The sequence below is a fragment of the Nonomuraea sp. NPDC048826 genome, assembly GCF_043198225.1.
Taxonomy (GTDB): domain Bacteria; phylum Actinomycetota; class Actinomycetes; order Streptosporangiales; family Streptosporangiaceae; genus Nonomuraea.
Window position 1 is genome coordinate 483,353 of record NZ_JBICUQ010000007.1, and the last position, 16,526, is coordinate 499,878.

The window sequence follows — 16,526 nt, forward strand, 5'->3', positions numbered from 1 at the left end:
AGGAAGGAGGCGTGACGCGACCGCTGAACAGACGGGCTCTGCTCGGCACCGGCATGCTCGCCGGGGTGGCGGCCTGCACGTCATCCCCTGCCCCTCAGCCCGCCGCGACGACCACGGCGACCGGCGCGCCGGCCTTCGACCCGGACGACTGGGAGTCGGTGCGCGCCCAGTTCACCCTGGATCCGGCGTACGGGCAGTTCGCGGCGTTCGTGCTGGCCCCCGCGCCCGCCCCGGTGCGCGCGGCGATCGAGCGGCACCGCGCGGGCCTGGACGCCGACCCGCACTACCTGCCCGGCGGCCGCTCCCCCGACGAGTCCATCCGGGAGACGGCCGCGCGGTTCATCGGCGCCGCCGCCCAGGAGATCGCGCTCACCGACAGCACCACGATGGGCCTCGGCCTGCTCTACTCCGGCCTGCGGCTCACCCGCGGCCAGGACGTCCTCACCACCGAGCACGACTTCCTGGCCACCCACGAGGGAGTGCGGCTGCTCGCCGACCGCACCGGCGCGAAGGTGCGCAGGGTCAGGCTGTACGACGATCCGGCCCGGGCCTCGGCCGGCCGGATGGTCGAGGCGATCAAGGAGGGCCTGGGACCGCGCACCCGCGTGGTGGCGGTGACGTGGGTCCACTCCAGCACCGGGGTGCGGCTGCCGATCCGGTCCGTCGCCGACATGCTGGCCGAGGCCAACCGGGGCCGCGACGAGGCCGACCGGGCGCTGCTGTGCGTCGACGGGGTGCACGGGTTCGGCGCCGTGGCTGACGGGATGGACGACCTGGGCTGCGACTTCATGGCCAGCGGCACCCACAAGTGGCTGTTCGGGCCGCGCGGCACCGGCATCCTGTGGGGGCGCGCCTGGGACGCGCTCGCCCCGGTCATCCCGGGTTTCGGGCAGGCGTCGTTCATGGCCTGGCAGAGCGGGGAGGGCCCGGCCGAGACCACCGCCGAGCTGGCCACGCCCGGCGGCTACAAGGCGTTCGAGCACCGGTGGGCGATGACGCAGGCGTTCAACTTCCAGACGGCGATCGGCAAGGACCGCGTGCAGCGCCGTACGCAGGAGCTGGCCACCCGGCTCAAGGCCGGGCTGCGCGCGCTCCCGCATGTCAGGCTCGCCACCCCGGACTCCCCCGACCTGTCCGCCGGGCTGGTGTGCTGCTCGATCGACGGCCTGGAGCCCGCCGAGGCGGTGGCGCGCCTGCACGACCGCAAGGTCATCGCCTCGACCACCCCGTACGTGCCGTCGCTGCTGCGCTTCGGCACCAGCATCGTCACCTCACCCGAACAGGTCGACCACGCCATCGAGGCGGTGAAGGGACTCGCATGAACTGGGCCGAGCCGTACGGGCCGCTGATCGAGACGACGGCCCGGGTGCTGACCTGGAACGTGTGGGGCGAGCACGGCCCGTACGAGGAACGGGCGGAGCGAATCGCCAAGCTGGTGCGCGAGCTGGACCCGGACGTGATCGCCCTGCAGGAATGGGCCGGGCAGGAGCTCGGCTACGAGCACGTGACCGGGCTGCCGGGGCGGCTGTGCGCGATCCTGTCGCGCTGGCCGATCGTCCGGCGGGAGGAGCGGACGTTGCCCGGCGGCAGGATGCCCGGCGGCGCGCTGTTCTGTGAGCTGGCGGGGCCGCGCGGGCCGCTGCAGGTGTTCAGCGTGGCCCTGGGCTCCTACCGGCTCGGCGAGTCGGCCGAGCGTCAGGACCAGGTGCGGGCGCTGACGGCGTTCGTGGCGCAGGCGGCGGCGGGCCGGCGTCCGGCGGTGGTCTGCGGCGACTTCAACGCGCCGCCCGACAGCGACGAGATCAGGATGCTCACCGGACGGACGGCGCCCGGCCTGCCGGGCGTGGTGTTCTACGACGCCTGGGAGGTGGCGGGCACGGGCGGCCCCGGGCACACGTGGAGCAACGCCAACCCGTTCGCCCGCCCCGCCCTCTATCCGGACCGCCGCTTCGACTACGTGTTCAGCGCCTGGCCGCGCGCGGGCGGAGCGGGCCACCCGGTGCGCTGCGAGGTCATCGGCGACGGCCCGGAACCGGGCTCCGACCACTACGGCGTGCTGGCCGACGTGCGCTACTAACGGCCCGGTCCACGACCCACGAGGAACTTCGGCGGCGCCGCACCAGGCGGCGCGCCGGTCAGGCCGCGCGGCTCAGAGCCGGCAGGCGTAGATGTCGGTGACCAGGATGGCCCGGGCGCCGATGTCCCACAGCTGGTCCATCACCTGCTGGTGGCCCTTGCGGCGGACCATCGCCCGGACGGCCACCCAGCCCTCGCGGTGCAGCGGGGAGACCGTCGGCCCCTCCATGCCGGGCGTGAGCGCGATGGCCTCCTCGATCCGCTCGGCGCGGATGTCGTAGTCCATCATCACGAAGTCGCGGGCGTGCACCACCCCCTGGAAGCGGCGGATGATCTGCTGGGTGCCGGACGACTCGGGCACACCCTGCCGCTTGATCAGCACCGCCTCGGAGCGCATGATCGGCTCGCCGAACACCTCCAGGCCGACGTTGCGCAGCGTGGTGCCGGTCTCGACCACGTCGGCCACCGCGTCGGCGACGCCCAGCCTGATGGCGGTCTCGACCGCGCCGTCGAGCTTGATGACGCGGGCGTCGACCCCCTGGTCGGACAGGTACTTCTCGAGCAGCCCGGTGTAGGAGGTGGCGACCCGCAGGCCCTGCAGGTCGTGCACGCTCGTCATGGTGCCGGTCTTGGCGGCCAGCCGGAACGTGGAGGCGCCGAAACCGAGCGGCATGATCTCCTCGACGGGCGCGCCGGAGTCGATGAGCATGTCCCTGCCGGTGATGCCGGCGTCGAGCGTGCCCTCGCCGACGTAGACGGCGATGTCGCGGGGACGCAGGAAGAACAGCTCGCAGCCGTTGGCCTCGTCGACGACGAACAGCTCCTTGCTGTCGCGCCGGGGACGGTAGCCGGCCTCCTTGAGCATGACCTGGGCGGCCTCGCTGAGTACGCCCTTGTTGGGTACGGCCAGACGTAGCATTTCAGTGATCCTCGGATGTGTCGCGAAAGTGCGGGTCGTGGTGGGCGGAGGCGGGCGCGGGGCGCCCTAGAGATGCTTGTACACCTCGTCCAGCCCGATCCCCTTCGCGATCATCAGCACCTGCACGTGGTAGAGGAGCTGCGAGATCTCCTCGGCGGCCCGGTCGTTCGACTCGTGCTCGGCGGCCATCCAGCTCTCGGCGGCCTCCTCGACGACCTTCTTGCCGATGGCATGGACGCCGGCGTCGAGCGCGGCCACGGTGCCCGAGCCCGCGGGCCGGGTCTGCGCCTTCTCTGACAGCTCGGCGAACAGCTCTTCGAAGGTCTTCATGATCTCTCTCGTCGTTCGGCAGGAGTGCAACTCAAGCCTAGTCTGCGCCAGGCACCGGAGTCGCCGAGGGTTGGCGCGTTCCCGGGCGCGTCGCCCGGCGTTTCCGGGGTGCCCCGCCCCTGTCCCTGTACGTGTCGTACCCGCCTCTCCGGCGCCTTCCCCGTACGACCCCCGCGACAGGGACAGAGGCCGGCGGCCGGGCGGGCGCCCGGCCGCCGGGGGGTCACCAGGGGACGGGGCCCTCCGCGCTGAAGAAGCCGGCGGTCGGGCCGTCGGCGTCGAGCGTGGCCAGGCGGACCACGATCGTGGCGCCCTGCGCGGGGGTGAGGAACCCGCGGTGGTTGTTGATGTCCGTGGCCACGTAACCCGGGGCGGCGGCGTTGACCAGGATGCCGTCCTTGCGCAGCTCGTTGGCGTACTGCACGGTCAGCGCGTTCAGCGCCGTCTTGGAGGGCGCGTACGCGGCCGACGGCGGCAGTCCCTTCATCGGGCCGTACGGGTCGCTGGTGACGGCCAGCGACCCGGCGCCGCTGCTGAGGTTGACGATGCGCGGCGCCGGGGACCTCCGCAGCAGCGGGAGCATCGTGTTGGTCACGGTGATCACCCCGAAGACGTTGGTCTCGTACACCGCCCGCACCATGTCCAGGTCGACGACGCTGGGGATCTGGTCGACGGCGTCCTCGGGCGAGACCCGGCCGGAGCCGGTGATGGCCGCGTTGTTGACCAGCACGTCGAGGTGGCCGAAGAGCTCCTCGATCCAGGCCGCCGTCTGCTTGACGGTGGCCGGGTCGGTGACGTCCAGGGCGACCGGGTGAGCGTCGCCGCCGCCCGCGCGCACCCGCTCCGCGGCCTCCTCGCCGCGCAGCGGGTCCCTGGCTCCCATCAGGACCGTCATGCCCAGGGCGGCGAGCCGCTCCGCGGTCGCCAGCCCGATCCCCTTGTTCGCCCCGGTGATCAGGGCGACCCGCTGGTGCGGGGTTTGCTCGTCCATGGTCAAGCTCCTGTCTTGGTGAGTCTGTCCTGCCCGGGACGATCCGGGCCGGCCGTTCTGTGACATGGACGGCCGATGTCACAGAACGGCTGGGCTGTTTCGTCCCGGGTACGGACATGGCTACTGATGTGAGGAAGTGATGGTCATGCGGGTGTTCGTGGCCGGTGGGGCCGGGGTGCTGGGGCGTCGGCTGGTGCCGCGGCTCGTGGAGCGGGGTCACCTGGTGACGGCGACGACGACGGGCGCGGGCAAGCTGGCCCTCCTGGAGGATCTGGGCGCCGAGGCGGTCGTGATGGACGGGCTGGACGCGGAAGCCGTCGGCGAGGCGGTGGCCCGGGCCCGGCCGGACGTGATCGTCCACCAGATGACCGCCATCAGCGGCAAGCCCGACATCAAACACTTCGACCGCTGGTTCGCCACCACCAACCGGCTGCGCACCGAGGGGACGGACCACCTGCTGGCCGCCGCCGAGGCGACCGGCGTCTCCCACGTCGTCGCGCAGAGCTACGCCTCGTGGAACGGCATCCGCACGGGCGGCTGGGTGAAGACCGAGGAGGACCCGCTGGACCCGACGAGCACCGGCCAGGGCGCCGAGGCGATCCGCCACCTGGAGGAGGCCGTACTCGCGGCCGGGGGCGCGGTCCTGCGCTACGGCGCCTTCTACGGGCCGGGCGCCACCGACGACCAGGTCGAACTCGTACGCAAGCGGCAGTACCCGATCATCGGTGACGGCGCCGGCCACAGCTCGTGGGTGCACCTCGACGACGCGGCCGAGGCCACCGTCCTGGCCGTGGAGCAGCGGGTGCGGGGCGTGTTCAACATCGTCGACGACGAGCCCGCGCCGGCGCGCGAGTGGCTGACCCATCTGGCGGCTTGCGCGGGGGCCAAGCCGCCGATGCGGATCCCGGTCTGGCTGGCGAGGCCGCTGGCGGGCAAGACCGCGGTGGCGATGATGACCGAGGGCCGCGGCTTCTCCAACGCCAAGGCCAAGCGGGAGCTGGGCTGGCGGCTGCGCCACCCCTCCTGGCGCGAGGGCTTCAAGGAGGAGCTGGCGTGACCAGGGCCGAGGAGTTCCTGGAGCTGCGGCCGCTGCTGTTCTCGATCGCCTACCGGATCCTGGGCAGCGTGAGCGAGGCCGAGGACGCGGTCCAGGAGGCGTGGCTGCGCTACGACGCCTACCCGGGACAGCCCGCCTCGGCCAAGGCGTTCCTGTCGGCCACGGTGTCCAGGATCGCGATCGACGTGCTGCGCTCGGCCCGCGTCCGGCGGGAGGAGTACGCGGGACGGTGGTTCCCCGAGCCGCTGCTCGCCGATCCGTACGAGGACCCGGAGCGGTCGGCCGAGCTGGCCGACTCGGTGTCGACGGCGGCGTTGCTGCTGCTGGAGCGGCTCTCGCCGCTCGAACGGGCGGTCTTCGTGCTGCGCGAGGTGTTCGGGTTCGGCTTCGACGAGGTCGCCTCGGCTGTCGGGCGCTCGGAGGCGGCCTGCCGCCAGCTCGCCGTACGGGCGCGGCGCCACATGGACTCCGGACGCGCCCGGTTCGAGGCCGACCGCCACGAGCGCGAGGAACTCGCGGGACGGTTCTTCGACGCCTTACGGGAAGGCGACGTGGACGGGCTGCGGGAGCTGCTCGCCGCCGACGTGCAGCTGATCGGCGACAGCGGCGGCAACGCCCCGCTGTGGGGCCAGGGCGTCTTCGGCTGCGACAACGTGGCCCGGATCCTGACCGCCATCATGGAGCCGTTCGCCCGCATCGGCGGCACGATGCGCACCCACGAGGTCAACGGCCAGCCGGGCGCGATCTTCCACGACCGCGACGGCAAGATCATCAACACGCTGGCGTTCGACGTCCTCGACGGGCGGATCCAGACCATCCGCGCCGTACTCAACCCCGACAAACTCCGCCACCTGGGCCCGGTGGCGGACGCCTGGGCAGTGATCCGCGAAGCCAACCAAGCCCGCCGCCACCCCACCACCTGACACCCCGACCCTCCGCACTCCCCCGTGGATCGCGGGGTCTCACCCACCCGCCCGCGGGCTCGGGGGGCGTGGAAGGTGGAGACCACGAGGCGGAGACCCGGAGGCAGAACCGGGGGCGAAGACCCATGGGCTGGCAGCCAGGAGGGACGAGAGCGCAACCCAGGCTTATGGGCCGCGACCGGGGACCCGGAATTGTCACCGAGTCCCAGGCTCAGAGCTATGGCGCACCGGACACGCGAGCACCCCCGCACCATTCACGATGAACGGTACGGGGGTGCTCGTGGTTCGGGTTACCGGCTGGGCCGGTCAGCGGTCGTAGCTGCGGCCGGAGCCGCCGCGGCGGTAGCCGCCCCTGCTGCCGCGGTCGTCCGAGCGGAAGCCGCCGGGACGGTAGCCGTCGCGGGGGCGGTCGTCGGAGCGGTAGCCGCCGCGGTCGCGGTCGCCCGTGGAGGGGCGGCCGCGGTCGGCGGAGTAGCGGCCGGCGCGGTCGTCGGAGCGGAACCCGCCACCGCGCGTGCCGCGGTCGTCGGAGCGGAACCCGCCGCGCGGGCGGTCACCCTCGCGGAACGGGCGGTCGTCGCCGTGGCCGCGCTGGTCCGACCGGAACCCGCCGTCGCGGCGGTCCTCGCCGAAGGTGCGGGATCCGCGGTCGTCGCGGCGCGGGCCGGAGAACGGCCGGTCGCCGCCCTCACGCCGACGCCCCGAGAAGCCGTCCTCGTGCCGTCGCGGGCCGGAGAAGCCCTGCTCGCGTCGCGGGCCGGAGAAACCGTCCTCACGGCGCGGACCGGAGCCCTGCTCGCCGCGCGGGCCGGAGAAGCCGTCCTCACGGCGCGGACCCGAGAAACCGTCGTCGTGACGCCGAGGGCCGGAGAACCCGTCCTCGTGGCGCCGGGGACGGCGGTCGCCGTCGAAGTCGCGGCGGGGCCGGCGGGTGCGGGCGCCGTGGTTGTCGCGGCGCGGACGCAGGGGCTTGCGGACGTCCGGCTCCCAGACGGGGATGGACTCGCCGTTCGGGATGCGGGCGCCGGTGACCTCCGCCACCCGCGGGTGACCGGGGGTCGCCTTGAGGCGGAACGGGTGGATGCCGGCCCGCCGGGTCAGCGACTCGGTGGAGCGGCGCTCGTTCGGCAGGACCAGGGTGACCACGGTGCCCTTCTCCCCGGCGCGGGCCGTGCGGCCGCCCCGGTGGAGGTAGCTCTTGTGGTCCTGGGGCGGGTCGACGTGCAGCACGAGGCTGATGTTGTCGACGTGGATGCCGCGGGCGGCGACGTCGGTGCAGACGAGCACGTTGATCGAGCCCTCGCGGAACTCGGCAAGGATGCGGGTGCGCTGGTTCTGGCGCTTGCCGCCGTGCAGGCCGCCGGCCTTGACGCCGACCCTGGCGAGCTGCTTGCAGAGCCGGTCGACGCCGTGCTGGGTGCGCACGAAGATGATCGTGCGGCCCTCACGGTTGGCGATCTCGGCGGTGATGTCGAACTTGTCGTCCCGGGTCACCTGCAGCACGTGGTGCTCCATGGTGTCGACGGGCGAGGTCGCGGGGGCGACGGAGTGGGTGATCGGGTCCTTGAGGAAACGCTGGACGAGCTTGTCCACGTCGCCGTCGAGGGTGGCGGAGAACAGCAGCCGCTGCCCGCCGGGCGGGGTCTGCGCGAGCAGTTCCGTCACCACCGGGAAGAAGCCGAGGTCACACATGTGGTCGGCCTCGTCCAGGACGCTGACCTCGATGTCCTCCAGGGAGCATTCGCCCTGGCGGATGAGGTCGCCGAGGCGGCCGGGGGTGGCGACGACGATGTCGACGCCGCGGCGCAGCGCCTCGATCTGCTTGCCCATGGACATGCCGCCGACGACGACCTTCATGCGCAGGCCGAGGCCGCGGCCGAGGGGTTCGAGTGCGTCGTGCACCTGGAGGGCGAGCTCGCGGGTGGGGACGAGGACCATCGCGCGGGGACGGCCGGGGGCCGGCTTGACGCCGGCGATGCGGGCCATCGTGGGCAGCCCGAAGGCGAGGGTCTTGCCGGAGCCGGTCTGGCCGCGGCCGAGTACGTCGGCGCCGGCGAGCACGTCCGGGATGGCCGCGCTCTGGATGGGGAACGGTGAAGCGATGCCCTGCCTGGCCAGACCGGTCACGAGCGGCTTGGGCAGACCGAGCAACTCGAACTCGGACGGGCCCTGCTCGGGGGTCGTCTCGGGCAGGACAGCGTCAAGCATGGTCACGAAATTCGTGCCTTTCAGTCGAAGTGGCACGTCACTTCTGCGAAAGGACGAGCCAGGACGTACGGCATCGTCGCCGTACACATTGCAGTGCGCCCGCCATCGGGGCGGAGCTTGGGGGAAGGCGCACCTGAGGGCGCCGGCCGCAGGCGGCGCGGGACGCGCGATGAGGCGTCAGGTGTCCTTGTGTGCCAACAAGGGAGAGATCACGATTATTCCCGAGGAGGGTCTCCGGACTTTCCGGATCCCTCGGCACGCTGAGACGGCCGGTGCCGGAGCACCAGCCTCCAGCCGAAAAGATCAGACGTTGAAGCCTAGCATACGAAGCTGGTCACGGCCCTCATCGGTGATCTTGTCAGGGCCCCACGGGGGCAGCCAGACCCAGTTGATCTTCACATCGGAGACCATGCCGTCGAGTGCGGAGTGCGCCTGGTCCTCGATGACGTCGGTCAGCGGGCAGGCGGCGCTGGTGAGGGTCATGTCGATGGTCGCGACGGGCTTGCCGTCGTCGCCCGGGTCGAGGTTGAGGCCGTAGATCAGGCCGAGATCGACGACGTTGATGCCCAGCTCGGGGTCGACGACGTCCTTCAGCGCCTCCATGACCTCCTCGACGGTCGCGTCGCCGTCGAAGCCGGTCGGGGTCTCGACAGGCTTGCTCATCGCGCAGCACTCCTCACCACAGCGTCCTTGTAGGCCATCCACGACAGCAGCGCGCACTTGACGCGTGCCGGGAACTTGGCCACCCCGGCGAACGCGACCGCGTCGCCGAGCACGTCCTCGTCGGGGTCTACCTTGCCCCTGCCCTGCATGAGCCGGGTGAACTCGTCGACCACCGACAGGGTCTCCTCGACGGTCGAGCCGGTCGCCAGCTCGTGCAGCACCGACGCCGCGGCCTGGCTGATGGAGCAGCCCTGACCGTCGTACGAGACATCCTCGATCTTACCGGCGTCGCCCACCTTGACCCGCAGCGTGATCTCGTCGCCGCACGTCGGGTTCACGTGGTGAACCTCGGCGTCGTACGGCTCGCGCAGCCCCCGCCCCTGCGGGTGCTTGTAGTGCTCCAGGATCAGCTCCTGGTACATCGACTCGCCGATCATGGCTATGCGAACACCTTCTGAACGTGGTGGAGGCCGCGCACCAGGGCGTCGATCTCGCCCGTGGTGTTGTACAGATAGAACGACGCCCGGGTGGTCGCCGGTATTCCGAACCGCAGGTGCAGCGGGCGCGCACAGTGGTGGCCGACGCGCACCGCGACGCCGAAGCTGTCGTCGAGGATCTGGCCGACGTCGTGCGGGTGGATGCCCTCAAGGGTGAACGAGAGGGTGCCGCCGCGCAGCTCCAGCGAGTCGGGGCCGATCAGCCGCAGCCCCGGCACCTCGCGGAGCGCGTCCAGCGCGTACGCGGTGAGCTCGCGCTCGTGGGCCTCGACGGCCGTCATGCCGACCCCGGTGAGGTAGTCGACGGCCGCGCCGAGGCCGATGGCCTCGACGATCGGCGGTGTGCCCGCCTCGAACTTGTGCGGGATGGGGGCGAAGGTCGAGCGGTCCATCCAGACCGCCTCGATCATCTCGCCGCCGCCGAGGAACGGGGGCATGGCGTCGAGCAGCTCGCCCCGGCCCCACAGCACGCCGATGCCGGAGGGCCCGACCATCTTGTGGCCGGTGAAGGCGACGAAGTCGACGCCCAGCGCGGCGACGTCCACCGGGTGGTGGGGCACCGACTGGGAGGCGTCGAGCATGACCAGCGCCCCGGCCTGGCGGGCGCGGGCCAGCACGTCGGCCACCGGGTTGACGGTGCCGAGCACGTTCGACTGGTGGGCGATCGAGATGATCTTCGTCCGCTCGCCGACCAGGTCGTCCAGCTTGGACAGGTCGAGCCGGCCCTCGTCGGTGACGCCGAACCACTTCAGCGTCGCGCCGGTGCGCTGCGCGAGCAGCTGCCACGGCACGATGTTGGAGTGGTGCTCCATCTCGGAGATGACGATCTCGTCACCGGGGCCGAGCCGGAAGCGGTCGTCGGCGTTGGCCGGGTTGCCGAAGGAGTAGGCGACCAGGTTGAGTGCCTCGGAGGCGTTCTTGGTGAAGACGACCTCTTCGCGCGCGGGCGCGCCGATGAACGCGGCGATCTTGTCGCGAGCGCTCTCGTAGGCCTCCGTGGACTCCGCCCCCAGCACGTGCATGGCGCGCCCGACGTTGCTGTAGTGCATCGCGAGGTGCTCGCGCATGGTCTCGATGACCTGGGTGGGCTTCTGGGAGGAGTTGCCCGAGTCGAGGTAGACGAGCGGACGCCCGCCGGGCAGCTCGCGGGAGAGGACCGGGAAGTCCTTCCTGATCCTCTCCACGTCCAAGCTGGTCTGAGTCATGCAGATGCCTTCGTGTACTGCTCGTAGCCCTCGGACTCGAGCTTGTCGGCCAGCTCCGGCCCGCCCTCCTCGACGATCTTGCCGGCGGCGAAGACGTGCACGAAGTCGGGCTTCACGTAGCGGAGGATGCGGGTGTAGTGGGTGATCAGCAGCACGCCGGTCTCACCGGAGGCGCGGAAGCGGTTGATGCCCTCCGACACCACGCGCAGCGCGTCGACGTCGAGGCCGGAGTCGGTCTCGTCGAGCACCGCGATCTTCGGCTTGAGCAGCTCGAGCTGGAGGATCTCGTGGCGCTTCTTCTCGCCGCCGGAGAAGCCCTCGTTGAGGTTGCGCTGGGCGAAGGCGGCGTCGATGGAGAGCGCGTCCATGCCGGACTTCAGGTCCTTGGCGAACTCACGTAGCTTGGGCGCCTCGCCGCGGACGGCGGTGACGGCCGAGCGCAGGAAGTTGGACACCGACACGCCGGGGACCTCGACGGGGTACTGCATGGCCAGGAACAGGCCGGCGCGGGCCCGCTCGTCGACCGACAGCTCCAGCAGGTCGACGCCGTCGAGCAGGACCTGCCCGCCGGTGATCGTGTACTTGGGGTGGCCGGCCACCGCGTAGGCGAGCGTGGACTTGCCGGAGCCGTTGGGGCCCATGATGGCGTGGGTCTCGCCCGACTTCACCGTCAGGTTGACGCCGCGCAGGATTTCCTTGTCCTCGACGGCGACGTGGAGGTCACGGATCTCAAGGGTGGACATGGCTTATGACTCCTTCGAGAGCGAGACGAGCACGTCATCGCCGTCGATCTTGACTGTGTAGACGTTCACGGGCTGGGTGGCGGGCGGGCCGGTGGGCTTGCCGGTGCGGATGTCGAAGCACGAGCCGTGCAGCCAGCACTCGAGCGTGTCGTCGTAGACGTCACCCTCGCTCAGGCTCACCTCGGCGTGCGAGCAGACGTCGTGCAGGGCGAACACGTCGCCGCCCTTGCGCACCAGCGCGACCGGCGTCTCGCCGACCTCGACGGCGATGACACCCCCGTCGGGGATGTCGCCGATCTGGCAGACCTTCTCGAAGCTCATCGGGCGAGCTCCGCTTCCAGCGCCGCCATGACGCGATCGCGGATCTCCTCGATCTGGATCTTCTCGACGAGCTGGCCGAGGAAGCCCCGGATGACCAGGCGGCGGGCCTCGTCGAAGGGGATGCCCCGGGCCTGGAGGTAGAACAGGTGCTCGTCGTCGAGCCGGCCGGACGTCGAGGCGTGCCCCGCGCCGGCCACCTCGCCGGTGAGGATCTCCAGGTTGGGCACCGAGTCGGCGCGGGCGCCGTCGGTGAGGATGAGGTTGCGGTTGAGCTCGTAGGTGTCGGTGCCCTCGGCCTCGACCCGGATGATCACATCGCCGATCCACACGGCGTGCGCGTCCTCGCCCTGGAGGGCGCCGCGGTAGTCGACGTTGCTCTTGCAGTTGGGCTGCGAGTGGTCGACCAGGAGGCGGTGCTCCAGGTGCTGACCGGCGTCGACGAAGTAGACCCCGGCCAGGTCGGCGTCGCCGCCGGGGGCGGCGTAGGACACGCTGGGCGACAGCCGGACGAGGTCGCCGCCGAGCGTCACCACGAAGCTGCGGAAGGTGGCGTCCTTGCCGAGCCTGGCGTGGTGGTGGCTGACGTGCACCGCGTCGTCGTCCCAGTCCTGCAGGCTGACGACGCGCAGGATGGCGCCGTCGCCGACGGCGAACTCCACGTTGTCGGCGTAGACGGCGCTGCCCTTGTGGTCGAGCACGATCACGGCCTCGGCCATCGGCTCGACCTGGACCAGCAGGTGGCCGAAGGCGGCGCCGTCACCGGCGCCGGTGAGCGTGACGACGGTCGGCCTGGAGGCCACCGCCTCGCGCGGCACCGTGAGCACGGTCGCCTTCTCGAAGGCGTTGTAGGCCTGGGCGCTGACCCGGTCGGCCGGCACGTAGACCTGGCCGAGCCGCGGGTCGTCGCGGCCCACGGTCTCGACGGTGACCTCCGGCGCGGCGTCCACGTCCACCTTGACGTGGCCGCCCGCGACGGCCTTGCCGTTGTGCAGGCCCTTCAGCCGCGCGAGCGGGGTGAAGCGCCACGCCTCCTCGCGCCCGGCCGGCACCTCGAAGTCGGCCAGGTCGTACGACGCCTTCTCGTGCAGGGTCGACAGGGGCTTCTCGTTCAGGCCCATCAGCCGACGGCTCCTTCCATCTGCAGCTCGATCAGCCGGTTGAGCTCGAGCGCGTACTCCATGGGCAGCTCACGCGCGATCGGCTCGACGAAGCCGCGCACGATCATCGCCATCGCCTCGTCCTCGTCGAGCCCGCGGCTCATGAGGTAGAACAGCTGGTCCTCGCTCACCTTGGAGACCGTGGCCTCGTGACCCATCGAGACGTCGTCCTCGCGGACGTCGACGTAGGGGTAGGTGTCGGAGCGGCTGATCTGGTCGACGAGCAGGGCGTCGCACTTGACGGTGCTGGCGCTGCCGTGGGCGCCCTCCTCGATCTGCACCAGACCGCGGTAGGAGGTGCGGCCGCCGCCGCGCGCCACCGACTTGGAGATGACGCTGGAGCTGGTGTGCGGCGCCAGGTGGACCATCTTGGACCCGGCGTCCTGGTGCTGGCCCTCGCCCGCGAACGCGACGCTCAGGGTCTCGCCCTTGGCGTGCTCGCCCATGAGGTAGACGGCGGGGTACTTCATCGTGACCTTGGACCCGATGTTGCCGTCGATCCACTCCATGGTGGCGCCCTCGTAGGCGACGGCGCGCTTGGTGACCAGGTTGTAGACGTTGTTGGACCAGTTCTGGATGGTCGTGTAGCGGCAGCGCGCGTTCTTCTTCACGATGATCTCGACGACCGCGGAGTGCAGCGAGTCGGACGAGTAGATCGGCGCGGTGCAGCCCTCGACGTAGTGGACGTAGCTGTTCTCGTCCACGATGATCAGGGTCCGCTCGAACTGGCCCATGTTCTCGGTGTTGATCCGGAAGTAGGCCTGCAGCGGGATCTCGACCTCGACGTTCGGCGGCACGTAGATGAACGAGCCACCGGACCACACGGCGGTGTTGAGCGCGGCGAACTTGTTGTCGCCGACCGGGATGACGGAGCCGAAGTACTCCTTGAAGAGCTCCTCGTGCTCCTTCAGGCCCGTGTCGGTGTCGACGAAGATGACGCCCTTCTCCTCGAGGTCCTCACGGATCTTGTGGTAGACGACCTCGGATTCGTACTGGGCGGCGACGCCGGCGATGAGGCGCTGCTTCTCCGCCTCGGGGATGCCGAGCTTGTCGTAGGTGTTCTTGATGTCGGCGGGCAGCTCGTCCCAGGACGTCGCCTGCTTCTCCGTCGAGCGGACGAAGTACTTGATGTTGTCGAAGTTGATGGCGGTGAGGTCGGAGCCCCAGGTCGGCAGCGGCTTCCTGTCGAACAGGCGGAGGCCCTTCAGGCGAAGGTCGAGCATCCATTCAGGCTCGTTCTTCAGCCCGGAGATGTTGCGTACGACCTCCTCGGACAGGCCGCGCTTGGCCGCCGCGCCGGCGGCGTCGGGGTCGGCCCAGCCGAACTTGTAATTCCCGAGGCCTTCCAGCTCCGGGCGGTCGGTGACAGTCACCCTCCGGTCTCCTTGCTCTCATCGCGAATGCTCTCATCGCGAAAGCTCTTGTCGCGTACGCTTCTGTCGGCTCTATGTGGGACCCCCAGCGACTGAGGGCTCACGTGCGTGGTGCAGACCCCGTCGCCGTGCGCGATCGTGGCCAGGCGCTGCACGGGGGTGCCGAGCAGCTGCGCGAACGCCTCCGTCTCGGCCTCGCACAGCTGCGGGAACTCCGCGGCCGCGTGGGCCACCGGGCAGTGGTGCTGGCAGAGCTGGTCGCCACCCGACTTGGCCTTGCTGGCCGAGGCGGCGTAGCCCTCCTCGGACAGCGCCTGCGCCAGCACCTGGACGCGCTGGTCGGGCGGCACCTGCCGCATGACCGGCTCCAGCCGCCGCAGCAGGCTGTCGACCTGTCGGCGGGCGAAGTCGGACACCGCCTCCTCACCCAGGCGCTCGGCCAGGAAGCGTAGCGCGCTCCCGGCCAGGTCGTCGTAGGCGTGCTCGAAGGCGTTGCGCCCCGCGTCGGTGATGGCGAACAGCTTGGCCGGACGTCCGCGCCCCCGCTGGCCGCGCGGCCGGACCGTACGGGGCTCTATCATCCCGTCGGCGAGCAGCGCGTCGAGGTGACGCCGGACGGCCGCGGGCGTCAGCCCGAGCCGCTCGCCCAGCGCCGCCGCGGCGATGGGCCCGTGCTCGAGAATGAGCCGGGCGACGCGCGCACGGGTGCTGCGCTCGCTACCGGGCTCTATCAAGGGCACGTTTTTCACAACATCAGTGTGCCGTAATTCCTTCCCGCTCCACAAACGGTTCGGAGCAGGAGGTCAATGCAATTTCTCACTCAGGTAAGGCTTACCTAACAACGGTGCGGTTCATCACCGAGAAGGTCACCGCGGAGCAGGCGAACAAGATGGTCATGACGACCGCCATGGGCAGCGCGGTGCCGGAGCCGAACAGGCCGACGAACGGCGCGGCGAGGGCGCCCAGCGCGAACTGCAGCACGCCGAGCAGGGCCGAGGCCGCCCCCGCCACCTGCGGCGGCTGCCCGGCCAGGGCGAGCGCGCCGGTGCCCGGCAGGATCAGGCCCTGGCCGCACATGAGGACGAACAGCCCCGCCACGACCCCGCCCAGCCCCAGACCGGTGGAGACGGCCAGCAGCAGCAGCGCCGCGCCGGCCAGCGCGATCATCAGGCCGATCATGACGAGCCGGGGCTGCGGCACCCGGCCCGCCAGCCGCCCGCCGACCTGCGACATGACGATCAGGCCGAGCGCGTTGAGCCCGAAGATGAGGGAGTACTGCTGCGGCGAGGCCCCGTACACCTCCTGGAGCACGAACGGCGAGCCGGAGATGTAGGCGAACATCGCGCCGAACGCGAACCCGGCGGTCAGCGCGCAGCTCATGAACGGCCGGTCGCGCAAAAGGCGCCAGAAGCTGCGCCCGGTGTGCCGGAGCCCGCCGCTCTCCCGCTGGTCCGCCGGGAGCGTCTCGCGCACCCCGGTCAGCACCGCCAGCATCAGCGCCAGCCCCATCAGGCTCAGCGCCACGAACACGCCCCGCCACGAGGTGAACGCCAGCAGCTGCGCCCCCGCGATCGGCGCCAGGATCGGCGCCAGGCCGCTGACCAGCATGAGGCTGGCGAAGATCCGGGCGATCGCGGGCCCGTCGTAGAGGTCGCGCACCACGGCGCGGACGATGACCAGGGCGGCGCCGCCGAGCATGCCCTGCAGCAGCCGGAGCGCGATGAGCACGGGCACCGACGGGGCGAAGGCGCACAGCAGGGAGGACACCATGAAGCCGGCCACGCCGACGATCAGCGGGACCCGGCGGCCGCGCACGTCGCTGAGCGGCCCGGCCACGATCTGCCCCGCCGAGACGCCGATGAGACAGGCGGTGAGCGTGAGCTGGACCTGGGCGGGGACGCTGAGCATCTCCTCGGTGATGGCGGGCAGCGCCGGCAGGTACATGTCGATGGACAGGGGCCCGATCGCGGAGAGCGCGCCGAGGATGAACAGCAGGAGCCCTCGCCGGCTCGGCTTGACGATCGGTTGCGCGGCTTCTGCCACGGACATGCGGGTGTACCTCT

General features: G+C 71.1%; 17 protein-coding genes. 4 read left to right on the forward strand and 13 right to left on the reverse strand.

What is annotated here, in order from left to right; all coding sequences use genetic code 11:
* The first annotated feature begins 11 nt into the window (after positions 1-11).
* Both ACGFI7_RS27130 and ACGFI7_RS27135 read left to right on the forward strand, forming a co-directional pair.
* Positions 12-1,322 (forward strand): aminotransferase class V-fold PLP-dependent enzyme, encoded by a 1,311-nt coding sequence (locus ACGFI7_RS27130; RefSeq protein ID WP_393409436.1) that lies wholly within the window; start codon positions 12-14, stop codon positions 1,320-1,322.
* Positions 1,319-2,077 (forward strand): endonuclease/exonuclease/phosphatase family protein, encoded by a 759-nt coding sequence (locus ACGFI7_RS27135; RefSeq protein ID WP_393409438.1) that lies wholly within the window; start codon positions 1,319-1,321, stop codon positions 2,075-2,077. The genes ACGFI7_RS27130 and ACGFI7_RS27135 overlap by 4 nt, the downstream gene beginning before the upstream one ends.
* A gap of 72 nt (positions 2,078-2,149) precedes the next feature.
* Here ACGFI7_RS27135 and hisG read toward each other — a convergent pair whose 3' ends face one another.
* From hisG to ACGFI7_RS27150, 3 genes are all read right to left on the reverse strand, one after another.
* Positions 2,150-3,004, reverse strand: a complete 855-nt coding sequence (hisG, locus tag ACGFI7_RS27140) for an ATP phosphoribosyltransferase (protein ID WP_393409574.1) — start codon at positions 3,002-3,004, stop codon at positions 2,150-2,152.
* Positions 3,005-3,061: 57 nt separating this feature from the next.
* Positions 3,062-3,325, reverse strand: a complete 264-nt coding sequence (locus ACGFI7_RS27145; RefSeq protein ID WP_148031308.1) for a phosphoribosyl-ATP diphosphatase — start codon at positions 3,323-3,325, stop codon at positions 3,062-3,064.
* 223 nt (positions 3,326-3,548) lie between these two features.
* Positions 3,549-4,316 (reverse strand): SDR family oxidoreductase, encoded by a 768-nt coding sequence (locus ACGFI7_RS27150; RefSeq protein ID WP_393409439.1) that lies wholly within the window; start codon positions 4,314-4,316, stop codon positions 3,549-3,551.
* A 145-nt stretch (positions 4,317-4,461) separates the two neighbouring features.
* On the opposite strand from ACGFI7_RS27150, the gene ACGFI7_RS27155 reads away from it, so the two are divergent.
* Together ACGFI7_RS27155 and ACGFI7_RS27160 are read left to right on the forward strand one after the other, a co-directional pair.
* Entirely contained in the window at positions 4,462-5,373 is a 912-nt protein-coding gene (locus ACGFI7_RS27155; protein ID WP_393409440.1) for an NAD-dependent epimerase/dehydratase family protein, read from the forward strand.
* Complete coding sequence (locus tag ACGFI7_RS27160; RefSeq protein ID WP_393409442.1) at positions 5,370-6,296, forward strand: RNA polymerase sigma-70 factor; 927 nt, start codon at positions 5,370-5,372, stop codon at positions 6,294-6,296. Before ACGFI7_RS27155 ends, ACGFI7_RS27160 begins: the two co-directional genes overlap by 4 nt.
* Positions 6,297-6,602: 306 nt before the next feature.
* On the opposite strand, the gene ACGFI7_RS27165 is transcribed toward ACGFI7_RS27160, so the two are convergent.
* The 10 genes from ACGFI7_RS27165 to ACGFI7_RS27210 form a co-directional block, all read right to left on the reverse strand.
* A complete protein-coding gene (locus ACGFI7_RS27165) occupies positions 6,603-8,504 on the reverse strand; it encodes a DEAD/DEAH box helicase (RefSeq protein ID WP_393409443.1) in 1,902 nt (633 codons plus the stop codon).
* Positions 8,505-8,807: 303 nt separating this feature from the next.
* Entirely contained in the window at positions 8,808-9,167 is a 360-nt protein-coding gene (locus ACGFI7_RS27170) for a metal-sulfur cluster assembly factor (protein WP_393409444.1), read from the reverse strand.
* Positions 9,164-9,604, reverse strand: a complete 441-nt coding sequence (sufU, locus tag ACGFI7_RS27175; RefSeq protein WP_393409445.1) for a Fe-S cluster assembly sulfur transfer protein SufU — start codon at positions 9,602-9,604, stop codon at positions 9,164-9,166. The genes ACGFI7_RS27170 and sufU overlap by 4 nt, the downstream gene beginning before the upstream one ends.
* A 2-nt stretch (positions 9,605-9,606) precedes the next feature.
* Positions 9,607-10,869, reverse strand: coding sequence for a cysteine desulfurase (locus ACGFI7_RS27180; protein ID WP_393409446.1), 1,263 nt, complete (start codon positions 10,867-10,869; stop codon positions 9,607-9,609).
* A complete protein-coding gene (sufC, locus tag ACGFI7_RS27185) occupies positions 10,866-11,612 on the reverse strand; it encodes a Fe-S cluster assembly ATPase SufC (RefSeq protein ID WP_393409447.1) in 747 nt (248 codons plus the stop codon). Before sufC ends, ACGFI7_RS27180 begins: the two co-directional genes overlap by 4 nt.
* A gap of 3 nt (positions 11,613-11,615) precedes the next feature.
* Complete coding sequence (locus tag ACGFI7_RS27190) at positions 11,616-11,933, reverse strand: non-heme iron oxygenase ferredoxin subunit (protein WP_393409449.1); 318 nt, start codon at positions 11,931-11,933, stop codon at positions 11,616-11,618.
* Positions 11,930-13,051, reverse strand: coding sequence for a Fe-S cluster assembly protein SufD (gene sufD, locus ACGFI7_RS27195; protein WP_393409451.1), 1,122 nt, complete (start codon positions 13,049-13,051; stop codon positions 11,930-11,932). Before sufD ends, ACGFI7_RS27190 begins: the two co-directional genes overlap by 4 nt.
* Positions 13,051-14,463: a Fe-S cluster assembly protein SufB gene (gene sufB / locus ACGFI7_RS27200; protein WP_393409453.1), complete on the reverse strand. Its 1,413-nt coding sequence runs from the start codon at positions 14,461-14,463 to the stop codon at positions 13,051-13,053. Before sufB ends, sufD begins: the two co-directional genes overlap by 1 nt.
* Positions 14,460-15,203 carry a helix-turn-helix transcriptional regulator gene (locus ACGFI7_RS27205; protein ID WP_393409454.1) on the reverse strand — a complete coding sequence of 248 codons (744 nt, stop codon included), beginning with the start codon at positions 15,201-15,203 and terminating at the stop codon, positions 14,460-14,462. The genes sufB and ACGFI7_RS27205 overlap by 4 nt, the downstream gene beginning before the upstream one ends.
* Before the next feature lie 91 nt (positions 15,204-15,294).
* The gene (locus tag ACGFI7_RS27210) at positions 15,295-16,512 is read right to left on the reverse strand and encodes a multidrug effflux MFS transporter (RefSeq protein ID WP_393409455.1); all 1,218 of its coding nucleotides are present in this window, start codon (positions 16,510-16,512) and stop codon (positions 15,295-15,297) included.
* Between the last annotated feature and the right edge of the window lie 14 nt (positions 16,513-16,526).